Annotated in this window: 17 protein-coding genes and 1 riboswitch; of the genes, 8 read left to right on the plus strand and 9 right to left on the minus strand. The window is 70.8% G+C overall.

Going from position 1 to position 19838, the window contains the following annotated elements:
- Positions 1–6 precede the first annotated feature (6 nt).
- Entirely contained in the window at positions 7–1347 is a 1341-nt protein-coding gene (locus tag BO64_RS06795; protein ID WP_496402527.1) for a dicarboxylate/amino acid:cation symporter, read from the minus strand.
- A gap of 120 nt (positions 1348–1467) precedes the next feature.
- Between BO64_RS06795 and BO64_RS06800 the strand changes: the two genes are divergently transcribed.
- On the plus strand, positions 1468–2718 hold the full coding sequence (locus BO64_RS06800) for a serine hydrolase domain-containing protein (RefSeq protein ID WP_496402528.1): 1251 nt from the start codon (positions 1468–1470) through the stop codon (positions 2716–2718).
- On the opposite strand, the gene BO64_RS06805 is transcribed toward BO64_RS06800, so the two are convergent.
- Positions 2711–2845 carry a hypothetical protein gene (locus BO64_RS06805; RefSeq protein WP_496402529.1) on the minus strand — a complete coding sequence of 45 codons (135 nt, stop codon included), beginning with the start codon at positions 2843–2845 and terminating at the stop codon, positions 2711–2713. The genes BO64_RS06800 and BO64_RS06805 overlap by 8 nt on opposite strands.
- Positions 2846–3258: 413 nt before the next feature.
- On the opposite strand from BO64_RS06805, the gene BO64_RS06810 reads away from it, so the two are divergent.
- A complete protein-coding gene (locus BO64_RS06810; RefSeq protein WP_496402530.1) occupies positions 3259–5805 on the plus strand; it encodes a TonB-dependent receptor in 2547 nt (848 codons plus the stop codon).
- Between the two features lie 95 nt (positions 5806–5900).
- On the opposite strand, the gene BO64_RS06815 is transcribed toward BO64_RS06810, so the two are convergent.
- Positions 5901–6209: a hypothetical protein gene (locus BO64_RS06815; protein WP_496402531.1), complete on the minus strand. Its 309-nt coding sequence runs from the start codon at positions 6207–6209 to the stop codon at positions 5901–5903.
- Between the two features lie 47 nt (positions 6210–6256).
- Entirely contained in the window at positions 6257–6628 is a 372-nt protein-coding gene (locus BO64_RS06820; RefSeq protein WP_496402532.1) for a hypothetical protein, read from the minus strand.
- A gap of 141 nt (positions 6629–6769) precedes the next feature.
- On the opposite strand from BO64_RS06820, the gene BO64_RS06825 reads away from it, so the two are divergent.
- Positions 6770–6928, plus strand: a complete 159-nt coding sequence (locus BO64_RS06825) for a hypothetical protein (RefSeq protein WP_496402533.1) — start codon at positions 6770–6772, stop codon at positions 6926–6928.
- Between the two features lie 6 nt (positions 6929–6934).
- Here the strand turns inward: BO64_RS06825 and BO64_RS06830 are convergent, their stop codons facing one another.
- The 4 genes from BO64_RS06830 to BO64_RS06845 all read right to left on the minus strand — a co-directional run bounded on the left by BO64_RS06830 (position 6935) and on the right by BO64_RS06845 (position 12167).
- Positions 6935–8710 carry a PAS domain-containing HWE histidine kinase family protein gene (locus tag BO64_RS06830; RefSeq protein ID WP_496402534.1) on the minus strand — a complete coding sequence of 592 codons (1776 nt, stop codon included), beginning with the start codon at positions 8708–8710 and terminating at the stop codon, positions 6935–6937.
- Positions 8711–8783: 73 nt separating this feature from the next.
- Positions 8784–11282 carry an ATP-binding protein gene (locus BO64_RS06835; RefSeq protein WP_496402535.1) on the minus strand — a complete coding sequence of 833 codons (2499 nt, stop codon included), beginning with the start codon at positions 11280–11282 and terminating at the stop codon, positions 8784–8786.
- A gap of 60 nt (positions 11283–11342) precedes the next feature.
- Positions 11343–11570, minus strand: coding sequence for a hypothetical protein (locus BO64_RS06840; protein ID WP_496402536.1), 228 nt, complete (start codon positions 11568–11570; stop codon positions 11343–11345).
- Positions 11571–11813: 243 nt separating this feature from the next.
- Positions 11814–12167, minus strand: a complete 354-nt coding sequence (locus BO64_RS06845; RefSeq protein ID WP_496402537.1) for a DUF1428 domain-containing protein — start codon at positions 12165–12167, stop codon at positions 11814–11816.
- A gap of 140 nt (positions 12168–12307) precedes the next feature.
- Here BO64_RS06845 and BO64_RS06850 point away from each other — a divergent pair, with 140 nt between their 5' ends.
- Positions 12308–12628 (plus strand): YnfA family protein, encoded by a 321-nt coding sequence (locus BO64_RS06850; protein ID WP_496402538.1) that lies wholly within the window; start codon positions 12308–12310, stop codon positions 12626–12628.
- A 46-nt stretch (positions 12629–12674) separates the two neighbouring features.
- Here BO64_RS06850 and BO64_RS06855 read toward each other — a convergent pair whose 3' ends face one another.
- Positions 12675–13295 (minus strand): glutathione S-transferase family protein, encoded by a 621-nt coding sequence (locus tag BO64_RS06855; protein WP_496402887.1) that lies wholly within the window; start codon positions 13293–13295, stop codon positions 12675–12677.
- Between the two features lie 110 nt (positions 13296–13405).
- On the opposite strand from BO64_RS06855, the gene BO64_RS06860 reads away from it, so the two are divergent.
- The 4 genes from BO64_RS06860 (at position 13406) to BO64_RS06875 (ending at position 19782) form a co-directional block, all read left to right on the plus strand.
- The gene (locus BO64_RS06860) at positions 13406–14767 is read left to right on the plus strand and encodes a spinster family MFS transporter (RefSeq protein WP_496402539.1); all 1362 of its coding nucleotides are present in this window, start codon (positions 13406–13408) and stop codon (positions 14765–14767) included.
- A 125-nt stretch (positions 14768–14892) separates the two neighbouring features.
- Positions 14893–15816 carry a hypothetical protein gene (locus BO64_RS06865; RefSeq protein ID WP_496402540.1) on the plus strand — a complete coding sequence of 308 codons (924 nt, stop codon included), beginning with the start codon at positions 14893–14895 and terminating at the stop codon, positions 15814–15816.
- 27 nt (positions 15817–15843) lie between these two features.
- A riboswitch (cobalamin riboswitch) is annotated at positions 15844–16053 on the plus strand.
- A 109-nt stretch (positions 16054–16162) separates the two neighbouring features.
- The gene (locus BO64_RS06870; RefSeq protein ID WP_496402541.1) at positions 16163–18052 is read left to right on the plus strand and encodes a TonB-dependent receptor plug domain-containing protein; all 1890 of its coding nucleotides are present in this window, start codon (positions 16163–16165) and stop codon (positions 18050–18052) included.
- A 185-nt stretch (positions 18053–18237) separates the two neighbouring features.
- Positions 18238–19782, plus strand: a complete 1545-nt coding sequence (locus BO64_RS06875) for a spinster family MFS transporter (RefSeq protein WP_496402542.1) — start codon at positions 18238–18240, stop codon at positions 19780–19782.
- The last annotated feature ends 56 nt before the right edge of the window (positions 19783–19838 follow it).

Below are 19838 nucleotides of genomic sequence, written 5' to 3' on the forward strand. Positions count from 1 at the left end.
CGGGTCCTAGTCCGCGTCGGCCTCCACCGGCGGGGCGGCGATAGGCGCCGGACCGCCAGCCAGGGCCGCGTCCAGCCGACCGCGGTCGAGCTGGCCTTCCCAGCGGCTGACCACCAGGGTCGCCACCGCATTGCCGATGAAGTTGGTCAGGGCCCGGCATTCGCTCATGAACCGGTCCACGCCCAGGATCAGCGCCATGCCCGCCACCGGCAGGCTGGGGACCACCGACAGGGTGGCCGCCAGGGTGATGAAGCCTGCCCCGGTGACGCCCGCCGCCCCCTTGGAGCTCAGCATGGCCACCGCCAGCAGCAGCAGCTGTTCGCCCAGCGTCAGGTCGATCCCCAGGGCCTGGGCGATGAACAGCGCCGCCAGGGTCATGTAGATGTTGGTGCCGTCCAGGTTGAAGCTGTAGCCGGTGGGGACCACGAGCCCGACCACCGTCTTGGGCGCCCCCGCCCGCTCCATCTTCTCCAGCAGCGAGGGCAGCGCCGCCTCCGAGGACGAGGTCCCCAGCACCAGCAGCAACTCCTCCTTCAGGTAGCGGATCAGCTTCAGGATCGAAAAGCCGTTCAGCCGTGCCACCGCCCCCAGCACCAGCAGCACGAACAGGACCGAGGTGGCGTAGAACGTCCCCACCAGGGCCGCCAGGCTGACGATGCTCTGGATGCCGTACTTGCCTACGGTGAAGGCGAACGCTCCGAAGGCGCCAATCGGGGCGGCGCGCATGAAGATCGCCACCAGCTTGAAGAACGCCTCGGCCACCGAGTTCAGCACCTTCAGCACCGGCTCGCCCCGCTCTCCGACCATGGCCAGGGCCACGCCGAACGGGATCGAGAAGAACAGCACCTGCAGGATGTTGCCGCTGGCGAAGGCCCCGATCACCGTCTCGGGGATGATGTCCAGAAGGAAGCCCTGGATGGTCAGGTCGTGCGACTTGGCCGCGTAGTCGGCCACCGCCTGGGCGTCGAGGGTCGCAGGGTCGACGTTCATCGCCGCGCCCGGCCGCACCACATTGGCGACCACCAGCCCCACCACCAGGGCGAAGCTCGACACGGCGATGAAATAGGCGAAGGCCTTGGCCGCCACCCCGCCTACCTTGCCCAGGTCGCGCATCCCGGCGATGCCCGTGGTCACCGTCAGGAAGATCACCGGGGCGATGATCATCTTCACCAGCTTGATGAAGGCGTCGCCCAGCGGCTTCAGCGAGGCGCCCAGGTCCGGCCAGAGGTGGCCGATCACCGCCCCCAGGGCGATGGCCGCCAGCACCTGCACATAGAGATGGGTCCAGAACGGCGCCCGCTGCGCCGGAACGAGCGGCGCCGCCGCAGTGTCAGGTAGTCTCGCCAACTTATGCCCCCGGGGAGTCGCGTGCGACCCTAGCCGAAGACGGCGGCGGCTGAAATCTGTGGCCACGTTTTCGAAACTCGGGAATCTTCCCGGCGAAGAACAGCATCACGGGAGGATCCGATGACCTTCAGCCGCCGCGGCCTGCTCGCCGCCGGCGCGGCCTTCGCCGCCTCGCCCGCCTTGGCTCCGATCGCCCAGGCCGCCCAGATTTCGCTGAAGCCGCCCGCGTCGGCCGGCGTCTCGCCCGCGGGCATCGCCGCCCTCAACGCCCACATGCACGCCCTCGTGGACCAGCGGAAGCTAGCCGGCGTCGTCACCCTGCTGGCCCGCCGCGGCCAGGTGGTGAACCTCGACGCCTACGGCCGCGCCGACATCTCGGCCGAGGCCCCGGTGAAGACGGACTCCATCTTCCGCATCGCCTCCATGACCAAGCCAGTGGCCGGCGTGGCCATGATGCAGCTCTACGAAAAGGGCCTGTGGAAGCTTGACGACCCCGTCGCCAGGCACATCCCGGAGTTCGCGGGCCTGAAGGTGAAGGCCGCCGACGGCTCCCTCGTTGACCAGCGCCGGCCGATGACCATGGCCCAGCTCATGAGCCACACCGCCGGCTTCGGCGTCAGCTCAGCCTACGCTACGGCGGGCCTGCGCGACAGCGACCTCCAGGGTATGGTGGACAAGCTCGCCAAGCTGCCCCTCGCCTCCCAGCCCGGCGCCGACTGGGCCTATGGCCCCGTGGTCGACCTCCAGGGTTACGTCGTCCAGAAGCTCTCGGGCCTCGACCTTGCCGACTACATGCAGCAGCACATTTTCGGCCCGCTGAAGATGGTCGACACCCAGTTCTGGGTCCCGCCGGCCAAGGCCGCCCGGGTCGTGCGCCTGCACACCTACGACGGCGGCGGGACCATCATCCCGGCCCCGGGGCCGGGCTTGCTGGCCACCGAGAAGCCCAGGTTCCTCTCGGGCAGCGGCGGCCTGTTCTCCACCACCCCGGACTACTTCCGTTTCTGCCAGGCCCTGCTCAACGGCGGCGAGCTCGACGGCGCGCGGATCCTCAAGCCCGAGACCGTGAAGCTCATGCGCACCGACGTGCTGGAGCCCGGGGTCGGCGTCGACCTCTACGGCCCGGTGCAGAAGGGCGTCGGCTTCGGCATGGACTTCGCCATCCACCGCGACCCGTCCATCAGCGGCCTGCCGCACGGCCAGGACACCTTCTGGTGGGGCGGCGCCTTCGGCACCTGGTTCTGGATCGACCCGGCCAATGAGGTGGTCTTCGTGGGCATGATCCAGAACCTGGGCGGCGCCATCCCCGGCGGCGGCACGCCGGACGTGCGGACCGACTCGGCCCGGCTGGTTTACGCCGCCCTCATCTGAGGTCGATCTCACCCGAGTCGGCCCGTTCGCCGACCACGCGGCCGTGGGTGCGCTCGGCCAGGGCAAGATCCCGCCGGGCGCGCAGTTCCTCGCGCTCGGCCTCGGCGATGTCCCGACGGGCCTGCACCTCGGGCAGGTCGGTGGTCCCGGCGATCCCGTCCGCCGGCGGTCAGCAGGCCGCCGCCGACAGCGCCGCCAGGGCGGCCGCCGCGGTCAGCGCCAAGCGGCGCAGGGCGTCTCGGGTGGGGGTCATGATCAGGTCCTTCGGCTCCGAACTCGCCCCGTCAGAATCGCCTGCGGCGACTGAACAGGGCGGCTGGCCGAACGGTTAGGCGGGGTTCACGGTTGCGGCCCCAATGCGGCGCGTTCCGGACCGTACCGCCCATTCAACTCTTGAGCGATGCGACGATTCCGCCTGTGTCGCCGGCGCCGCACGTGTCTCGCGAGACGAAACCGCCATTGACGCGGCGCCCGCCATGCTGGATTTTCGAATCTAAGCGCTGCCAATGCGCAACCGATAACCGGCTTGGGGGAACGCTCATGATTTCCAGAAAGACTTTGCTGCTGTCGTGCGTCTTCGCGACAACGACAGCCTTCGCCGGCCAGGCGTTCGCCCAGGCCGAAGCGGTCAACCAGATCCAGGAACTGGTGGTCACCGCCGAAAAGCGGGAGCAGTCCCTGCAGGACGTGCCCGTGGCCGTGTCGGCCTTCACCGATGAGCGCCGCGAGATGGTCGGCATCAACTCGGTGCAGGACCTGACGAACTTCACCCCCGGCCTCGCCTATTCGACCAACAACGACCGCATCAACATGCGGGGCATCGGCCGTTTCACGAACAACCGCTCCTCCGAGGGCGGCGTGGCCATGTACAACGACGGTGTTTACACCTCGTCGGTGACGTCCTTCGCCCGTTCGACCCTGTTCATCGAGCGGACCGAGGCGCTGCGCGGGCCGCAGGGCACCCTGTACGGCCGTAACTCCATCGGCGGCGCCCTGAACATCATCACCAAGCGCCCGACCGACGACTTCTACGCCGAAGTCCGCGGCGGCATCGGCAATTACGACACCTGGATGACCGAGGCGGCGATCTCGGGTCCCTTGGTGGGCAACATCCGCGGCCGCCTGGCCGGCGCCTACAACTCGCAGGGCAAGGGCTACTTCAAGAACATCAATCCCAACGGGAAGGATGAAGGCGGCGCCGGCGACCAGTGGCAGCTCGAAGGCCAGTTGGACGGCAGCCTCGGCGACGGCAAGCTCGAGTGGTGGCTGAAGGTCGACACCGCCGAGTGGCACAACCTCGGCCGCGGCCCCGGCGGGCGCACCACCATCACCTACGGCCTGCGCGACGTGACCTCGCCGATCACCGCGCCGCTGACGCCCAACTCGGCTCCGTTCGGCCTCTCGCCGAACCTGGCCAGCAGCGAATGCCAGATGTGCTTCGATGCCGACGACGGCAACTACATCAGCCTCGAGAACAACGGCTACGCCTTCCACGCCACGCTGCACCTCGACAACATCGATGTGAAGTACATCGGCGGCTACACCTACTACGACTACCGCCTGCAGACCGATCTCGACGGCACCTCGCGCCAGGATCCGTTCCTGCTGCCGCTGCCGGCCATCGGCGGCGCCCTGCCCCTGCCGGCGCAGAACCTTCCCTACTATCCGCGGCGCCACAACCAGTACCAGGAAGAGGTCTGGTGGTTCTCCAACGAGCTGAACTTCGCCTCGACCTATGACGGTCCGGTCCAGTGGCTGCTCGGCCTCTACCAGTTCCGCGAAGGCTCCAACTACACCCTCTCGGACGCGCGGCATCCCGATGACGCCCGCTTCGAAAACCCCACCACCCAGGCGGGCGTGCCCGTGGCGCCCAACCCTGAGCGTCGCTACGGCTACGGCAGCTCGGAAAACCGCAGCGAGTCCTACGCCGTCTTCGGCCAGGTCGACTGGCAGATGACCGAGGAATGGAAGCTGACGGCGGGCCTGCGCTACACCTACGACCGCAAGCGGTCGTTCGAGAGCGCGCGCCTGATGTGCCTCTACACCACCAGCTGCCCGGTGAGCCGCGTCACCGGCCGCCCGGTGGACATCACCGACCTCGCCGCCCCGGGGACCAGCAACGATCCGGCGGTCTATCTGCCCGCCTTCACCGATCCCACCACGGGCATCCGTCACCGCGGCCTGAAGTACGACTGGAGCGGCGTCACCGGCACCCTCGGCGTCGACTGGCAGCCTGACCGCGACACCCTGGCCTACGCCAAGTACACCCGCGGCTATAAGGCGGGCGGCTTCAACTCGGGCACCACGACCCTCGAAGCCAACGTCACCACCCAGGAAGAGACCATCGACGCCTACGAGGTCGGTCTGAAGAAGACCATCGGCGGCACCTTCCAGGCCAACGCCTCGGCCTTCCTCTACAACTACCAGGACATCCAGGTTCCGGTGGCCGGCCGCGACCCGGCGACCGACCTCAACGTGACCCGGTTCTTCAACATGCCGAAGGCCCGGATCACCGGCTTCGAGCTGGAAACCATCTGGCAGCCGATCCGCAACCTGCAGCTCCTGGCCAACTACTCCTACCTGAACGGCGAGCTGCGTGAGGCCTGCTGCTTCCAGGACCGCGAAGACCCGCGCGGCCTGCAGCCGGGCGTGGTCCTGGCCGGCAACTCGGCCGCCGACCTCGCCAATCCGGCGGCGCCGCTGAACCAGGACCTCAAGGGGGCCAAGCTGCCCTCGTCCACCCCGCACCGGGTGACGTTCAACGTCAACTACACCTGGGAGTTCGACATCGGCGACCTGTCGGCCTCGCTCACCCACGTGTGGAAGGACAAGACCTACTATTCGATCTTCAACCGCTACTACAACGAAGGGAAGGCTTGGCATCAGACCGACGCCCGCCTGCTCTGGAAGGACGTGGACGACCGCTACACGGTGATCGCCTACGTGAAGAACATCTTCGAACAGGAAGGCGTGGCCGGCGCCGACGGCACCCGGATCACCACCGGGCCGAACATCGGCTTCGTGAACCACACCGTCTCCTACGTGCCGCCGCGCACCTACGGTGTGGAGTTCCAATACCGGTTCTAGACGAGGAGAGCGTCAGGAGCCCCGAACGCCCCGGCCACCCGCCGGGGCGTTTTCTTTTGGGCGTGATCGGAAAATTGGCTGTCGGTGAGCCCCGCCTAGCGGCAGCCGGCCACCACCTTCTCCAGCTCCTCCAGCCGCTTCTGGCGCATCAGCCGGCCGGCGGCCATGAGCTGATAGCGGTCGGCGGCGCCGGGGGCGTTGCGCAGAGCCGCGTCGGTGTCGGGATAGCGCGGCGGGGGGGCCAGGGTGCGCGGCACGCAGCTGCGTCCGGCGGCCGGCCGGCCCGGCGGCTGCACATGCACCACCGGCGGCGGCTGCACATGCACCACCGGCGGCGGCGGGGCCGGCTCCACCTTGTGCAGGGCCGTGCGCGCGCCCAGGGTCTCGCAGCCGGCGAGCGCCATGCCAGCCAGGCTCAGCAGAGCCAGACGCGCCCTCCCCGTAAGCTCCGTCATTTCAGCGTCGACAGCACGGCCTGGTCGGCGCTTTCCATGCGGGCGCAGACGTCGATCCCCTCGGGCTGCTCGGTCAGCAGCCGCCGGGTGGCCTCGTGGGCGTCCCGCCCGTCGGCCGGCGGCTCGTAGGCCGCGGCGGTCAGGCCGTCGCCCCGGGCGGCATGGCAGGCGGCCAGCTGGGTTTTCCAAAGCGCCTGCGAGCGCTCCGCCTGCTCGGTGAGCTGGGTGATCCGGCGCTCCAGCGCCGTGCGTTCCGCCGTCCAGCTGCCCCAGGAGATCGCCAGCAGGACGCCCATGGTGAGCGCCGCCGTCGAAGCCGCCAGGCTGGTGATCCTGTGGGTCAGCGCCTGTTTCAGGGCGTCCCTCATGGCCCTCGCCTTCTGCGTTGCGCGGGGCCCGTCGCCCCACGCCGCCAATCCAATGCCTCTGCCGTGGCGATTTCAAGACGCAAGCCGAACGGCGCCGAAAGCTTGACCGGAACATCCGGCCTCCCCGACCATTTCCCCTGCATGGGTAAGTGGATCGCCATCCTCCTCGCCGCCATCGTCGCCCTGGCGATCGTCGGCTTTCTCGTCGACGCTGCGCGCGCAATCGCCGGCTTCCTGCTCGTCGTCTGCCTGCTCATCCTCGCAGTGCAGCTCTTCCTGAAGCGTTCACGGAAAGGGTGAACGCCCTTACCCCGCCACGTCCGGGCTCAGGGCCTTGGCCGGCAGGGTCAGTTCGCAGACCAGCCCCTCTGGCCGCCAGTCCAGCTGCGTGCCCCCGCCCAGTGTCCCGCCCAGCGCCCGGCGCAGGATCGCCGTCCCCAGCCCCCGCCGCGTCGGCGGCGCTGTGGGCGGCCCGCCCGTCTCGGTCCAGGTTAGCACCAGGGGCTCGCGCCCGCCGCCCCGCCAGCTGACGTCCACCCGCCCCTCGGGCCGGCTGAGCGCCCCGTATTTGGCGGCATTCGTGGCCAGTTCGTGCAAAGCCATGGCCAACGCCTGGGCCGCCGCCGGCGGCAGCGCCAGGTGATCGCCCCGGATCGTCACCCGCTCGGCCGCCCCGCCCAGGCTGAAGCCCAGCAGTTCTTCCTCCGCCAGCCGCAGCAGGTCCGCCCCGCGCCAGCGGGCCTCTGACAGCAGCTGGTGAGCGCGGGCAAGGGCGCTGATCCGGCCGATGATCACCTCCTTCAGGGCCTCGGGGGTGTCGGCCTGCGACAGGGACACGGTCCCCTGCACCACCGTCATCAGGTTGTTGGCTCTGTGGTCCACCTCCCGGGCCAACAGCTTCAGCCGCTCCTCGTCGGCCTTGCGCTCGGTGATGTCCATGACCACGCCCAGGGCGCTCACCGGCTCGCCCGCGGCTCCCAGGGTCAGCTCGGACCGGTTGAGCAGCCACAGCACCTTGCCGTCCTGACGCCGGTGTCGGTACTCCAGTTCGAAGAAGCGCTCGCCGCGATTAAGAGCCTCGGCCAGGGCGGCCTGCACCCGCTCCCGCTCCCCGGGCAGATAGCCGTCCAGAATCTCCTGCAGGCTGGGCTTGGCGTCCGGCGGAAAGCCCAGCAGCCGGTTCAGCTCGGGCGTCGGGATCATGGTGTCGCCCGCCTCCACCCGCCACACCGCCATCCGCCCGGCCTCCAGCGCCAGCCGCAACCGCTGTTCCGAGGCCCGCACGGCGTCCTCCGCCAGCTTGCGCTCGGTGATGTCCTGCACGGTGCCCACGTAGCGCACCGCCTCCAGGCGCCCGTCCACCTCCTCGAACACCGGCTCGCCGATAGCCCACACCCAGCGCAACCGCCCGTCGTCCTTGCGCATGATCCGGTATTCGTAGGGGCTCAGGTCGCGCACCTCCGGGTCCAGGGCCCGCTGTACCTGTCGCCAGGTCGGCCCCCGGTCGTCCCGGTGGGTGGCCGAGACGATCTGGCCACGCGTCACCGGCTTGCCCGGGGGCAAGCCCAGGATGGCCTTGGCCTGTTCCGAGACCACGATGGCGTTGGTCTTAAGGTCCCAGTCCCAGACGCCCACCCCCGCCGCCCGGGTGGCCAGGTCCAGGCGCGCCTCGCTCCGCGACAGCGCGCGCCGCTTACGGGCCAGGGTGATGGCCGCCGTCCGGTAGGCCTGGGACAGGGCGATCACCGCCCCGCCCGTGGCGGCGTAGAGCGCAAGGCTCACCGCCGCCGCCGTGGGGTCCTCCACCAGGGTCGTCCCGGTCCGGACCGCCAGCCAGCGGGTCAGCAGCCCGCCCGTCACCAGGGTGACGACCCCGGCCTCCCAGCCCGCCGCCAGGGCCGCAGCCAGCATCGCCGGATAGAGCAGGACGAACGGGGTCACCCCGGGCGCCAGCTGCTGCGTCAGCAGCTGCAGGCCGAGCGCCACCGCCGTGGCGGCCAGGGCGACGCACGCCTGCACCGGCCGGCCGGGCGCCCCTTCCCCGAGGCTCGCGAGGTCTGTCTGGCTCGGTACTCGGGACACTCTGGGATTCCGCGGTTATCCCACTGTTCGCCGCTCGCGCCGGGCGGTCAAGCTCGCGCTGGCCGCTGGCCCATCAGGCCACCGCCGCGTCGCCCTCGTCCGCCAGAGGCGCCGACCAGCTCAGGATCGCCCGCACCAGCTCCAGGGGCGCGATGGGCTTGCGCACCAGGTCCTGGAACAGGCCGTCCGCCTCGGCCTGGCGGTCGGCGGCCTCGGACGCCACGTCCGCCGAAAAAGCCAGGATCGGCGTGTCCCGGTTCGGGCCCTCGGCGCCGCGGATCACCCGGGCCGCGGCCCAGCCGTCCATGCCCGGCATCCGCAGGTCCATCAGCACCAGGTCGAAGGCCTCCACCGCGGCCGCCTCCACCGCCTGGGCGCCGCCCGTGGCCTCGGTCAGCGCCACGCCCAGGGGCGTAAGGATCGAGCGCAGGATCTCCAGGTTCTGGGCGTTGTCGTCCACCGCCAGCACCCTGAGGCCCGAAAGCGCGGACGGTTCGGGCGCGATCTCGGCCCGCGTCTCCCCCGCCGCCGCGGCCGGGGCCGGGATCTCGAACCAGAACGTGGAGCCCTCGCCCGGGCGGCTGTTCACGCCGATCCGCCCGCCCATGGCCTCCACCAGCCCCTTGGAGATGGCCAGGCCCAGGCCCGTGCCGCCATGGGCCCGCGTCGTCGTCCCGTCCACCTGGCTGAAGCGCTGGAACAGCTTCGCCTGCGCCGCCGCGTCCAGGCCCGGACCGGTGTCGCTCACCCGGCAGCTCAGCTGCCCGGTCTCCGCGTCCCACACGCAGGCCACCCGCACCCGCCCGGCCTCGGTGAACTTCACCGCATTGCCCACCAGGTTCATCAGCACCTGTCGCAGCCGGTCGGCGTCCACCAGGGCCCGCCCCCGCGCGCCGCCGGTGGACAGCTCCAGGGCCAGCCCCTTGGCCTCGGCCTGCGGCCCGAACATCTCCAGCACGTCGGCGGCGCATTCGGCCGGATCGGTGGGCCGGGGTTTGATCTCCAGCCGCCCGGCCTCCAGCTTCGAGAAGTCCAGCACGTCGTTGACGATGGCCAGGAGGGTGCGGCTGGCGCTGCCCACCTTGCGGGCGTACCGGTCGGCCGGCGGCTCAAGGTCCATCTCTTCCAGGAAGCTTGCGAAGCCCAATATCGCCGTCAGCGGCGTGCGGATTTCGTGGCTCATATTGGCCAGGAACTCCGACTTCACCCGCGCCGCCTGCTCGGCCTCGTCTAGGGCCTGGGCCAGCCGCGCCTCCAGCTCCACCCGCGCGGTCACGTCCCGGGTGACGTCGACGAACTCGACCGGCTGGCCGGTCTCGTCGCGCACCAGGGTCGGGTTGCCCTCCACCCAAACCCAGCCGCCGTCCTTGCGCCGCACCCGGTAGCGCAGCAGCGTCCCCGGCCCGCGCCGGCCGCTGATCATGTCCAGGTGCGCCTGGGCGAACTCGCCCTGATCGTCAGGGTGAACCTGTTCGAAGCAGTTGCAGCCGATCAGCTCCTCGGGCCGATAGCCGCTCGCCGCCTCCACGCTGGGGGAGACATAGGTCAGTTCGCCCGTCACCTTGGCCCGGGTCATCACGTCGCTGACCCGCTCGGCCAGCTGCCGGTACTGGGCCTTGGCCTCCAGGGCCTCGGCGGCCTGGGCCTCGGCCTCGGCCCGGGCGTGCTCCAGCTCCTCGCGGATCCGCCGCCGGTTGCGCAGCACCGCCGCCACCTGGAAGGCCATCCCCGAATTCACCAGCAGGAACAGCTGCAGCACCAGCAGCCGCGGGGTCCAGCCGCTCGCAGTGATCGCCAGGGGGCCCTGGTCGCGGAAGGTGAAGGCCATGGCCACGGCGCTCGCCATCAGCGTCGCCGTCGCCGCCCCGAACACCTCCAGGGTCAGGCAGACCATCAGGATCGCCGGGGGCACGAGGAAGGTCAGCGGCCAGGTGTCCTGCGAGAACACCAGCCCGGCCGCGGCCGCCAGGCCCGCGAGCGAGAGCGCCCCGAGGGGCGTCAGCGGCCGCTCGGCCAGGAGCCGGCGCCCGTCCATCAGCACCAGGAGGCACGGGGTCAGGATCACCAAGCCCAGGGCGTCCGCCACGGTCCACATGCCTAGGTTCAGCAGGTAGTCGGCGTCGCCCATCAGGCCCAGGTAGGCCGAAGCGATGGTGGCCGTGGCCACGGCCGCCAGCACCGCCGCACCCAGGCCGGCGAGCAGGTCCCGCGGCCGTTTCGGGTCGGCCCGCCCCTGGGTCAGACGGCGGATCAGGATCGCGCAGACCGTCACCTCGAAGGCGTTGCACAGGGACAGCCCGACGCTCAGCCAGGAACCGTAAGAGGCGAGGAAATCAGCGATCACATGGCCGGCGAACCCAGCCGTCAGCCAGGCCCACCACTGCCGGGGCGGCGCCCGCAGCAGGCAGGCCAGCACCGGGGCATTGGCCAGCCAGATCGGCGCCACACGATGGGCGTCCCGGGGCGCCATCAGCCCCACGCACCCCAGCACCGCAACGGTCGCCGCCAGGAGCAGCAGGGCGGACCAAGGGGGAAATCCCGCCGGCCTCCGGATCGTGAGCGGCGCAGCCATGCAACTGAGAGTAGCCGCCACCGCTGGGCATTCCGTTAACGCGCCGACCGGCGCCCTGCTTCAGCCGGCGCCCAGAGCCTCTTCCGGCGCGGGCCAGCCCAGGCCCCGGGCCTCGGCGCCGGCCAGGGCCGGACCGCTCAGCATCATCAGCTGCGGCGCCGGGCGCTCGGCGCGCTCGTCCGGTTGCGGCCGCAGGGCGGCGCCGGCGCTGGTTCCCAGGATCGCCGCCACGATCGCGCCCGTCAGGGCCAGGGCCGCGGGCCCCTTGATATGTCGTGCAAGCCTCATCGGCCGCCGAAACACCAAGGCCGGCGCTGCGGTTCCCGGCCCGCAAAAGGCGGGCGGCAAGCGCCAAGCATCGCGGCGCAAACGGCTGGATTATCAGGGAAAGTGGCCGGCCCCGCTTGGGTCCAGGGGATTGCGAGGGGAATGTGCGGAGCCGGCCGTTTCGACCGTCACGCGGGGGGAGTTCGTGCGGTCGCAGCGGGAAACGCCGGCGCCTGCCCCGTGTTCCCAGCCCTCCGCATTTTTTCAGACCGCCACAAAGCTCTCGAAGCCGCCAAAGATCATCCGCTTGCCGTCGAAGGGCATGTCCTCTGGCTTCATGTCCAGGCGCGGGTCGGCCATCACCTTGGCCATGGTGGCGTCCCGGGCCGCCCGGTCGGGGTAGGTAGCCCAGGCGAAGATCACCACCTCGTCGTCCCTGGCCAGCACCGCCCGGGGGAACGAGGTCAGCTCGCCATAGGGCGTGTCCTCGGCCAGGGCCTCCACATAGCTGAGCGCGCCGTGCTCCATCCACACCTCGCTCGCCTGCCGGGCCATGGCCTTGTAGCGCTCGAGGTTGGCCTTCGGCACGGCCAGTACGAACCCATCCACATATGGCATCGGGGCGTCCTCCTTCGGGTTTCCTCAAGGACGTACGGTGCGCTCGCAATCCGACAACGCCAAGGCGCCGCCCCAGCCCGCCGACTTGCCAGCCGCCGCGGCGCGCCGCCTACTCCGCCGAGAGTGAAGGGGGTGCTGGCATGAGCTGGCTCTGGTTCGTGGGTGCGGCGATGCTCGAGATCGCCGGCTGCTTCGCCGTCTGGGCCTGGGTGCGCGACGGCCGCTCGCCCCTGTGGCTGATCCCGGGGCTTGTGGCCCTCCTCGGCTTCGCCTGGCTGCTCACCCGGGCCGAGAGCGCCCACGCCGGCCGCGCCTATGCAGCCTATGGCGGGGTCTATGTGGCCAGCTCCATCGCCTGGCTGTGGCTGGTGGAGCGCCAGGCCCCCGACCACTGGGATCTCCTGGGCCTGGCCGCCTGCCTCGCCGGCTCGGCGATCATCCTCCTGCCGCGCAGCGCCTAGGCGACCATGAGCCAACCGTTCGCCGGCCGCAGGGCCGCCGGCCGGCTCACCGGGACGCGGCCTCCCATTCCAGGAACTCGGGCTGCTCAAGCAGCCGGGCCGCGTAAGCCCCCGCCCGCCCATCGTCCCCGAAATCGGTCAGCCGCACGCCGTAGGTGCGGAAGCGCGTCGCCACCGGGGTGTAGAAGGCGTCGGCGATCGACCAGTCGCCGGCCAGGAACGGCCCGCCGAACCGGTCCAGCATCGACAGCCACAGTTCCACGATCCGCCGGATGTTCTTGTGGGTGGCTTCCGACAGCTCCACCGTCCCCGGGGCCTCGTCCAGGGCCATGGGGCATTCCCCGCGCAGGCTGGCGAAGCCCGAATGCATTTCCGCCGCCGCCGCCCGCGCCAGGGCCCGGGCCACAGGGTCGGCAGGCCACAGGCCGGGAACCTTGTCGGCCAGGTATTCACAGATCGCCAGCGAGTCCCAGACCACCAGATCGCCGTCCTTTAGCGCCGGCACGAGGCCCGACGGGGAATGCGGCCGAATCTGCTTCCAGGTGAGGTCGTTCTCCTGCCGCAGCTCGATCAGGGTCTCGGTGAACGGCAGGCCCGAGCGCTTCAGCGCCAGCCACGGCCGTAGCGACCAGGTCGACCACTTCTTGGTCCCGATCACCAGCTCCAGGGTCGACATGTCGCGCCTCCGCATTCGGGGTTGAAACAATTCAGCGCTTGCCGCGCCGGCCGCGGGCCGGTCAACTCGCCGTAACGAAAAAACATAATGAGGAAACGCCGATGACCGCCGTCACCCCGGGCGTCGCCGACCCTGCTGCGCCCGCCGCCGACGCGCCGGCCATGCCCTTCTCCCCCGGCTACACGCGCTACGCCATGGGGCTGCTCCTGGGCATCTACATCGTCAATTTCCTCGACCGGCAGGTGATCAACATCCTGGCCGAGCCGATCAAGAACGACCTCGGCCTCTCCGACACCCAGCTCGGCCTGCTCAGCGGCCTGGCCTTCGCGGTGCTCTACACCGTCCTCGGCATCCCCCTGGCGCGCCTGGCCGAGCGCAAGAACCGGGCCTTCATCATTGGCGGATCCGTGGCCGTGTGGTCGGGCTTCACCGCCCTCTGCGGCCAGGCCCAGAGCTTCGTCCAGCTCGCCCTCTGCCGCGTCGGCGTCGGCATCGGCGAGGCCGGCTGTACGCCCCCCGCCCACTCCCTGATCGCCGACATGGTGCCCAAGGAGAAGCGCGCCTCGGCCCTGGCCTTCTACGCCATGGGCACGCCCCTAGGCGGCCTCCTCGGCCTGGTGCTCGGCGGCCTGGTGGCCGACGCCTACGGCTGGCGGGCGGCCTTCCTCGTCGCCGGCGCCCCGGGGATCCTCTTCGCCATCCTCGCCTTCACCACCCTGAGGGAGCCGCGCCGGTTCCTCGCCCATCACGCCGCCCGGCTGGCCGCCACCCAGGCGAGCTTCGCCGACACGGTCCGCTACCTCACCGCCCGGCCGACCTTCTGGTTCATCGCCGTGGGCGGGTCGGTGAAGGCCTTCATCGGCTACGGCCACGCCCCCTTCACCGCCTCGTTCTTCCTGCGCAACCACCCCGAGGAGATCGCCAACCTGGCCGCCGCCGTGGGCCTGAAGTCGGTGGGCTTCCTGGGCCTGACCCTCGGCATTCTCGGCGGCGTCTGCGGGGCGGCGGGCTCCTATGCCGGCGGCTGGATCGCCGACAAGGTCGGCCGCAACAACATCGGCCACCAGATGCTCACCCCGGCCGTGGCCAGCCTCGTGGCCGTGCCGGTCTACACCGCCGCCATCCTGGTGGACTCGGCGATCGTGGGCCTCGCGCTGCTCGCTTTCAACCAGTTCCTGGCCTCCACCTGGTACGGCCCGGTCTACGGCTCGGCCCAGACCATCGCCCCGCTGCACATGCGGGCTACGGCCTCGGCGGTGCTGCTGTTCATCATCAATCTGGTAGGCCTGGGGCTCGGCCCCTTAGGGGTGGGGGCGCTCTCCGACTGGTTGAACTCCGGCCTTGGCCTGGGCTCGGCCGACGGCGTCCGCTGGGCCTTGATCGTCGCCGCCCTGTTCGGGATCGTCGCCTTCGCTGGCTTCTGGCTCGCCAGCCGCACCTTCTCCCGGGACGAGACGTCTTAAGGCCCAGGGAACCCGTTCCGGATTATGTGATTTTGCCACCCTGGGTCGCTTGCACCCCTCCAGAGATACGGCGACGCTTAGTTATGGTTGAAATGCCCTGGGGGGAGCTGCCACGCCCTCCGCCTTTGGCCGCCCACTTCCTGCTGGCCCGCCTCAGCGTGGACCTGTTCATCGACATCGCGGACATTGTCCGCGATGGCCGCGACCTCATCGATTCCCTGTTCCTGTCGGCCGTGATCGAGGCCAATGTGGCCCCGATCAATCAGGACCCGGCCCTGCAGCAGCGCTACGGCGCCCTGGACACCCCGCCCCCTGACGAGCTGCGCCGTCCCGTCTCCATCAACGCTATCGCCGCCTCGCTTGGCCAGCCGTTCGAGACCACCCGGCGCCGCATCAACGACCTCGCCCGCCGCGGCGAATGCATCATCGGCCCCAAGGGCGTCATCGTGCCCACCGCCCGGCTGATGGCCGACGACTACCTCCGCGTGGCCCAGCTCCGCTACGAGCGGGTGCGCCGTCTCTACTTCGACCTGCTCGAACTCGGGGGCCTGGCCGAGATGGCGGCGGAGGCGAGCGCGGCCTGGCCCGAGGCCGATGGCCAGCTCACCGCGCAGCCGGTCCGCCTCGTCAATCGCCTGCTCTCGGAATACTACCTGCGCGCCCTAGAACTGCTAGGCCGCAGCATCGGCGACCCCCTCGCTGGCCTGGTGATGATGGGCCTCGCCCGCCTCAACCTCCAGGCGCTCACCCCCGCCCAGCGAACCGTCAACGGCTTCCTGCCGGACGAGCTGCGCCGTCCGGTGCGCCGGGCCGATCTCGCCCGCAGCATCGGCCTGCCCGCCGAGACCGTCCGTCGCCGGCTCCTGGCCCTGGAGAAGCTCGGTTACTGCCGCACGGGCCCCGAAGGGGTGGTGTTCTCCCTTACCGCGGTCGCCCAGCCCGAGGCCCAGAAGCTGTTCCACGACAACAACGTGAACCTCCTGCGGATGATGAGCCGGCTCAACCGCTACGGCGTCCTCACCTATTGGGATCGCGAGGCCCTGTCCTAGCGGCGCCTTGACCTGCGGCCCGGCTTGGCCCATAGCCCCGCCCGTGGCGCCCGAAAGGGCTCAATAGGGAATGCGGTGCGGACCCCGGTTGCGGGTCTTAGGCCGCGGCTGCCCCCGCAACTGTAAGCGGCGAGCTTCCCCCGCTTTTGGCCACTGGGACCTTCCAAGGTCCTGGGAAGGCCGGGACGGAAGCCCTGACCCGCGAGCCAGGAGACCTGCCACAGCCGTGGTCACGCGCGAGCGCGTCGGACGGGGTGTGCCGATGTGGATGGACCGCCGGGGAGGCTTCTCCCCGCTCGGCCCGTCGCTTCGCGGTGACGTTTCCACGTTCGCCGCGAGGCAACTCATGAACCGCATCTTCTCCTTCGCAGCCCTTCCGCTCGGCTTGACTCTGGGCCTGTCCGCCGCCTCCGCCCATGCCGAGGCCGCCGCCCAGCTCGACACCCTCATCGTCACCGCCAGCCGCCGCCCCACCGCCCCGGAGGAGGTCGGCTCGGCGGTCAGCGTGTTCACCGCCGACGACATCGACCGGCGCCAGCAACGCAGCCTGCCCGACGTCCTCGCCCTCTCCCCCGGCCTCAACATCGTCCAGGCGGGCGGTCGCGGAGCCCGGGCCTCGGTGTTCATCCGCGGCGCCAACGCCAATCACGCCAAGGTGCTGATCGATGGGGTCGAGGCCAACGATCCCAGCCAGGGCGGCGTCTTCGACTTCGGCGCCGTCCTCGCCGACGACATCGCTAGGGTGGAGGTCCTGCGCGGGCCCCAGTCGGGCCTCTACGGCTCCGACGCCATCGGCGGCGTGGTCAACATCATCACCGCCCCGCCCGGCGGCCCCTCGCGCCTGCGCGCCCGCCTCGAGGCCGGCGGCCATGACAGCTTCGACCAGGCCCTCGCCGCCACGGGCCAGGCCGGCGCCCTGGGCTACGCCCTCACCCTCTCCCACGCCCACACCGGCGAGAGCGACACCACCCCGCTCGCCCTCGTCCCCGACGGCCGCCCGGTTCTGGCCGACGACTATGAGGCCCTCGCCCTCACCGCCCGCCTCGTCGCGCGCCCCGCCGAGCGCCTCGAGCTGAACGGGACGGTCCGCCTCTCGGACAGCCGCCTCGACTTCGTGGCCGACGAGGGCTTTCCCTCGGCCCCCGCCGCCGAGCATTCCCGCCAGGACGCCCGCGGCCTCACCGCCCGCGGCGAAGCCCGCCTCGACCTAGCGCCCCAGCGTCTGTCGGCCCGGGCGGGCCTCTCCGTCACCGACTACCGCACCAGGATCGTCTCCCCCGGGGGGGCGCTCACCCGCAACGCGGGCGATGCTCTCAAGGCCGACGTGCGCCTCGATTACGCCCTGCCCGCCGGCCACACCCTGGTGATCGGCGCCGAGGCCGGCCGCCAGCGCCTCACCGACCAGCCGACGCCCTATGACACGGACACCCTGGCCGCCTTCGCCGAAGCCCAGACCCGCCCCGGCGCCCCGGTGGCCCTCACCGCCTCGGCCCGCCTCGATGACAACGACCGCTTCGGCTCCAAGGCCACCTTCCGCCTGGCCGCCGCCCACACCCTCGCCCCCACGGGCACGGTGCTGCGCGCCGCCTACGGCACGGGCTTCAAGGCCCCCAGCCTCACCCAGCTCTTCGTCAGCTTCCCGGAGTTCGGCTTCTACGCGAACCCCGACCTGCGCCCCGAGACCAGCCGCGGCCTCGACCTCGGCTTCGAACAGCCCCTGGGCGACCGCGTCCGCCTCGGCGCCACCTGGTTCGACCAGCGGATCCGCAACCTGATCGTCACCAACGCCACCTTCGATTCCTACGCCAACGTCGGCCGCGCCCGGGCCCGGGGCATCGAGGGCTTCGCCGAGGTCGAGGTCTCCCCGAACCTCCTCGCCCGTCTCGACTACACCCGCACCGACGCCAAGGACCGCGACACCGGCCTTCTCCTCCTGCGCCGGCCGAAGCACCGCCTCACCGCCGCCGCCGACTGGTCGCCCACCGAGGCCCTGACCCTCTCGGCCACCCTCGTCCATGTGGGCGGCTGGATCGACGGTGACCGCAGCTTCACCGTCCAGCGCCTCAAGGCCGAGCCCTACACCGTGGCCCACCTCGCCGCCCGCTACCGCCTCAGCGAGCGCCTCACGGTCTTCGGCCGGATCGAGAACGTCACCGACGAGACCTACGAAACCCCGGTCGGCTTCCGCCGCCCCGCCCGCGCCGCCTTCGCCGGCCTCCGCCTCACCCTCGACTAAGGCCAGGAGCCAGCCCCTCCCCCTCAGGCGAGGTGACCCGAAGGGCTGGAGGGGGCAGCCCATAACCTCCGGCCCTCTCACCTCGTGAAACGCCCCTTCCCCACCGCCCCCGAACCCGCCTAACCTTCGGCTCAAACGCCCGTTCGAGGCGTCGTGGATATGATCGGGGAAGGAGCGCAGCGCAGATGGCCAGCAGCAAGGTCCAGGCCCCGCCGGGGCCCGCCGCCTCCCCCGCAGGCGCCGTGGCGGGCGAGCCGCACTTCTCGGCCGGCTACAAGTCGGCGGTCCTGTGGCTGCTGGTGATCGCCTATACCTTCAACTTCATCGACCGCACGATCATCTCGACGATCGGCCAGGCGATCAAAGAGGACCTCAAGCTCACCGACCAGCAGCTGGGCTGGCTGGGCGGCCTGTCGTTCGCCCTGCTCTACACCGCCCTCGGCATCCCCATCGCGCGCCTGGCCGAGCGGCGGAACCGGGTGAACATCATCACCATCGCCATCGTCATCTGGTCGGGCTTCACCGCCCTGTGCGGCACGGCCACGAGCTATCTGCAGCTCCTGCTCTTCCGGGTGGGGGTGGGCGTGGGCGAGGCGGGCCTGTCGCCGCCGGCCCACAGCCTGATCAGCGACTACTACGAGCCCAAGCGGCGAGCCTCGGCCCTGTCGATCTATTCCTTCGGCATTCCGGCCGGGACCATGTTCGGCGCCATCGCCGGCGGCTGGATCGCCCAGAACGTCAGCTGGCAGGCGGCCTTCATGCTGGTGGGCCTGCCGGGGATTCTGGTGGCCGTGGCCATCAAGCTGCTGATCAAGGAGCCGCCGCGCGGCTGGGCCGACCGCCAGGCCGCGGCCGAGGCGGCCGCCCTCGCCGCCGAGACGCCCGGGGCCCTGGGCCGGGAAGCCTCCGAGGCCGGCGCCCCCAACGAGGCCCAGGCGGAGAAGGCCGAGGCCGGGCCCGCCCCCTCGATCCTCGACGTCACCAAGCGGCTTTTCGGCTCCTGGGGCATGTTCCACATGGCCGCGGGCCTGACCCTGGCGAGCTTCGCCGGCTATGGCGCAGGGGCCTATGTGCCGCCGCTGTTCATCCGTCACTACGGCATGGACCTGGCCACCGTAGGCCTGGTGGTGGGCCTGGTGGCCGGGGTGGCCAACGGGGCCGGGACGCTGCTGGGCGGCTTCCTCACCGACTGGGCCGGCAAGCGGGGCGCGCGCTGGTACGCCCTGGTGCCGGCGGTGGGGCTGCTGATCGCCACGCCGCTCTACCTCATCGGCTTCACCCGCGAGACGCTGCCGGTGACCATCGCTTTCTGGTCAGTGGCGGGCATCCTTCACTACACCTACCTCGGCCCCACGTTCGGGGTGGTGCAGAACGCCATGGACGCCCGCAGCCGGGCGACGGCGGTGGCGGTGCTGTTCTTCGTGCTGAACCTGATCGCCCTGGGATTCGGCCCGCCCTTCACCGGCTGGCTGATCGACCACTTCGCGCAGGGCGCCTGGGCGGCCGGCGGCGGAGCGGGGGCCTTCACGGCGGCCTGTCCGGGCGGGCTGGGGCCTGATGGGGCGCCGGCGGCGGTGGATGCGGCCTGCCGGGCGGCGATGGCGGACGGCACCCGCACCGGCGTCCTGGGCGTGACCTTCATCTACGCCTGGGCCGGGCTGCACTACTTCCTGGCCGCCCTCACCCTCCCCCGCGACCTCGCCCGGGCCAAGGCCGCCGCCGCGGCCTGACGGCCGGCGGCGCCTTTCCTTGAGGGGTATGGGCACTGGGGATTTGACTCTCGGCC

The sequence above is a fragment of the Phenylobacterium composti DSM 19425 genome, from assembly GCF_059568645.1.